Annotated in this window: 4 protein-coding genes; all 4 read left to right on the forward strand. The window is 26.3% G+C overall.

Translation table 11 applies throughout. The annotated features are described in order from the left end of the window. Positions 1–191: 191 nt before the first annotated feature. The gene (locus IAA47_04945; GenBank protein MBU3842315.1) at positions 192–1,301 is read left to right on the forward strand and encodes a hypothetical protein; all 1,110 of its coding nucleotides are present in this window, start codon (positions 192–194) and stop codon (positions 1,299–1,301) included. A 226-nt stretch (positions 1,302–1,527) separates the two neighbouring features. Next, positions 1,528–2,184 carry a response regulator transcription factor gene (locus IAA47_04950; protein MBU3842316.1) on the forward strand — a complete coding sequence of 219 codons (657 nt, stop codon included), beginning with the start codon at positions 1,528–1,530 and terminating at the stop codon, positions 2,182–2,184. A 12-nt stretch (positions 2,185–2,196) separates the two neighbouring features. Beyond that, a complete protein-coding gene (locus IAA47_04955; protein MBU3842317.1) occupies positions 2,197–3,600 on the forward strand; it encodes a HAMP domain-containing protein in 1,404 nt (467 codons plus the stop codon). Positions 3,601–3,674: 74 nt separating this feature from the next. Next, complete coding sequence (locus IAA47_04960; protein MBU3842318.1) at positions 3,675–4,313, forward strand: TetR/AcrR family transcriptional regulator; 639 nt, start codon at positions 3,675–3,677, stop codon at positions 4,311–4,313. Positions 4,314–4,422: the final 109 nt, after the last annotated feature.

A 4,422-nucleotide genomic window follows, 5' to 3' on the forward strand; every position in this document is an offset into this window, starting at 1 on the left:
AAAAATAACAATACTTAAGTATATACTTAAATCATAAGTAATTAATAAGAGTGCTAATCCTTATAATTATCTTAGCCAAAATTTAAAAGATGATAACATAGGTATTCTCCCAAAACACACACTATTTTATCATCTTTGAATGTAAATAACTGGGAACAGTTTATTATAAAAGGATACTAGGGGGTATTTTTATGAAAAAATCAATGTTATTAGTAGGTGCATTTTTAGCAGTTGCTGCTATGGCACAAGCAAAAGAAGTTGTACCAGCTCCAGTTGTAGTTGAGGAAGCTCCAGTACAAATCGTAGAAAAGGAAGTTATTGTCTACAGAGACAAAGAAGAAGGATTTAGACCAAATGGTTACGTAGATCTACAATACAGATACTATGGAGATACAGAAGGAAATGGAACTAACTACTCTTCTACAAATAAAGATGGATGGAATACAAATAATAACTATTCAAGAATTCAATTATTAGGAAATATTAATATGACTGAAAACCAATCTTTAGAATACAGAGTAAGAGCTTATAATTCTTTAGATGAACATGGAGATCAAGGAGATAGTACATATAAAAATAGAACAGAAACAAGATTAAGATATTTCTATGATCATGGAGTATTAGGAGACTCTAAAGTAGATTTAACTTCAAGAATTAACTATAAAAATTATGCAGATTCAGATAATCAAAACGTGGAGTATCAAGCAAGATTTGATTTTGCTGACTATATGTTTAATAACGATGTTGTAAAAACTGATTACTTTATTGTAGCTCCAAAAGTAGGATATACTTGGAATGATGATAATAGTTCAGATTACTCAAATCAAGTAGGAATGGACTTATATACATATCATACATTACCATGGGGATTCTCAACAGAATTTAACTTATACTTTACAGAAAATTTCTATGGACAAGATCAAGCATTTAATAATGGACAAGATATGAAGGATAAAAACTTCACAGTTGATATGGAATTCTATATCTACAATACAACTAACCTTTATACAAATGGAAACTTCTCATTAGATCTTGGATTTGAAGGGGGATATGATCCATATACTTGGTCTCAAGAGAAAAAATTTGGAACTGCTGATGAAGGAAAATTAGGAACAGATGATGCAAGATATTCATTATATGCTTTACCATATTTACAAGCTAACTACGCTGTAACAGAAAATATGACTGTATATGCAGCAGCTGGAGCAGAGTATAGAGATTGGGCTGTAGAAAATGAGCATTCAGCAAAAGATTGGAGATGGCAACCAACAGTTTGGGCTGGATTTGTAACAACTTTCTAATCTAGAATATTATAAAAAATATAGATTTTTAGGAACCTCAATAGATTTTGTTGGGGTTCTTTTTTTATTACTATAAAAAAAAGAAATATTTATTTATAAAATATTAAGAAATACTAGACAACGTAGTTGGAATAAAATATAATAAAGGTATCAATAAAGATTCATAATTTATTCACATTCATCATATATACTTACTCAGTAAATGGATGAATGGGGGGAGGCTAAAATGAAAAAAATATTAATTGTTGATGATGAAGAGCAGATAAGAAATATATTGAGAATGTATTTAGTAAGAGAAGGTTATGAAATAAGTGAAGCAGAGGATGGAGAGAAGGGATTAAGGCTTTTTTATGAAAAACCTTTTGATTTAGTCATATTAGATGTAATGTTACCTAAAAAAGATGGTTGGAGTATCTTAAGAGAGATAAAAAAATATACAGAAACTCCAGTGATAATGTTAACAGCTAGAGATGATAGTGAAGATGAAGTATTTGGTTTTGAAATGGGAGCAGATGATTATATTACTAAACCATTTAATAACAAAGTTTTGCTGGCAAGAGTTAAGTCACTTTTGAGAAAAAGTAACAATAGTGTAGAATCTATAATAGAGATAGGAGATTTAGTAATAAATGATACCTCTCATAGTGTAACTGATTCAAAAAGAGAGATAGAGTTAGCTCCTAAAGAGTATGATTTATTAGTATATCTTGTAAAAAATAATAAAATAGCTTTAAGTAGAGAAAAGCTTTTGAATGAGGTATGGGGCTATGATTTTTTAGGAGATGATAGAACTATAGATACTCATATAAAAAACCTTAGAAAGAAAATAGGAAAAGGAGCTATAAAAACAATAAGGGGAATAGGGTATAAATTAGATTTATAGTGGGGATAATATATGAAGAGAAAAAAGATTTTTTATAAAATATTTCTCTATTTTTGTTTAGCAGCATATTTACCATTAGCATTAATTTATGCTTTTAACTTTTTTTATGTGGATAAGTATATATTTGAAGATAAAAAAAATAGCTTAATAAAGATAGCTGAAAATGTAGATATTGACCATTTAAAGAAAGTAAAAAAAGAGGATATAAAGTATGGTGAAAATAAATTAGATATATATTTGAGATATGTTGATTTAAATGAAAAGAGTGGAAATACAGATTTTTTTAAATTTTTTAATAGAACAGAGATGAAGGTTGACATAAAAAAGCTGAAATTAAACGATTATGATATAAAAACAGTGAAATTATCAGCCTTAAGAAATCATTTCTTTTTAATAAAGAAAATTTCAGATCATGAGATAATAGTAGCCATAGGTGAGATTATTTCCCCTAAAGTAGCCACAGCAATAATTGTTGGTCTCTATAAAAGATATTCTCTTTTAATCATTCCGATGTTGCTAGTAGTATCATATATTATTTCAAAGAAAGTTTCAGACCCTATTGAAATATTAGAAAAAGTTTCAACTCAGATATCTAATTCAGATTTTACAGAAGTCGTAGAGATAAAATCCAAAAATGAATTGGAAAGTTTGGGAAATAATATAAATAAAATGGCTAGAAAATTAAAGCAAAATATAGAAGAATTAAATTTATTGAATGATAAATTAAAAGTGGAGTTAAAAGAAAAAGAGAGAATTTTAGAAACAGAGAAAATGTTTATGAGAGCGATTGGACATGAATTAAAAACACCAGTTGCAATAATAAATGGATATATAGAAGCTCTACAAGATGGAATGATAGATGAAAATGAAAAGAAAAACACATATGATATTATATATAACGAAGCCATGTCTATAAATAAGTTGGTAAAAGATATAAATAGCTGTTTGAAGTATGAATTTAGAGATCTAAAGCCAAGTTTTGAAAAAGTTAATTTAAAAGAGATAATAGAACTTGGTTTAAATAAGTACTCATTGGATATTGAGCAAAAAAAGATAAACTTAAAAGTAGAATTAGATGATTTAGAGATAGTAACAGATATAAAAATATTTAATATTATTTTAAATAATTTAATTACCAATGCTTTAACATATGTAAATGAGGAGAGAGAAGTTGGGATATTATTAAAAGGAAACACTCTAATAATTGAAAATAGTGCAGAGAATATTTCAGATGAGATGATAGAGAAGATATTTAATCCTTTTTATAAAATAGATAGTTCTAGAAGTAGAAAATATGGAGGAACTGGATTAGGGCTCTCTATAGTAAAAAATTTGTTAGAGATTTTAAAGTTAGGATATAGTTTTACTTATGATAAAGAAAGAGGTGTTGTAAAATTTACAATAGATTTTTTGTAAAAAGTATTGACTCTCAAGTCACTTTATAGTTTATAATAATTTAATTAAGGTATTAAAATATGGAGTTGATTAAAATGGAAAAAAGGGAGTTAATTGTTTTTTCTGTGAAAAATCTTATTCTTGAAAAAGGGTATAGTAATATTTCAGTAGAGGATATTACAAAAAATTTAGGAATTGCTAAAGGAAGTTTTTATACATATTTTAAAAGTAAGCATTGTGTGATAGATTATATATTGTTAGAGCAATTAACCAAAATTGAGGAAAAAATAAAATATTTTTTTGAAGAAAATATGAAATTAGAAGATTGTATAAAAAAATTAGTAAGTGCCAGAATTATATTAGAAGATGATGATATGATAAAAAGAAACTTAGTGATAGTAAGCCTTTTTAGAAATTTAGATTCATTAGATAAGGAAACATTGGGCCTTTTAAGAGAAATAGAAGAAAAAAATATAGAGGTAATAAGTCAAGTAATAAAAAAATATAGAGTAGATATAAATGATAAAGAGTTAAGAATATACTCAAAAATGTTAAATGATATGATAAATAGCTATAAAAATTTTAATTTATTTATTTCGGAAAAAACAAGAGCTTTCATAACAACTACAAATGAATTGAGAGAGAAGTATAAAGAGAAGAATTTTCAGATTAATATAGAAATATTGATAGAAAGTATTTTAAAAATTTTAACAGAATCTGTTAACTTGAAATGAAAAAGAGGGAACAGATATGGAAATTGGTAATTAAATAATTTGTCTAAATCAATTTTTCTAAAAAATTGTATCACAAAAAAACATAGTTGTCTATGTCTTTAAAAAAATA

This window comes from Candidatus Fusobacterium pullicola (genome assembly GCA_018883725.1).
In the GTDB taxonomy this organism is placed as follows: domain Bacteria; phylum Fusobacteriota; class Fusobacteriia; order Fusobacteriales; family Fusobacteriaceae; genus Fusobacterium_A; species Fusobacterium_A pullicola.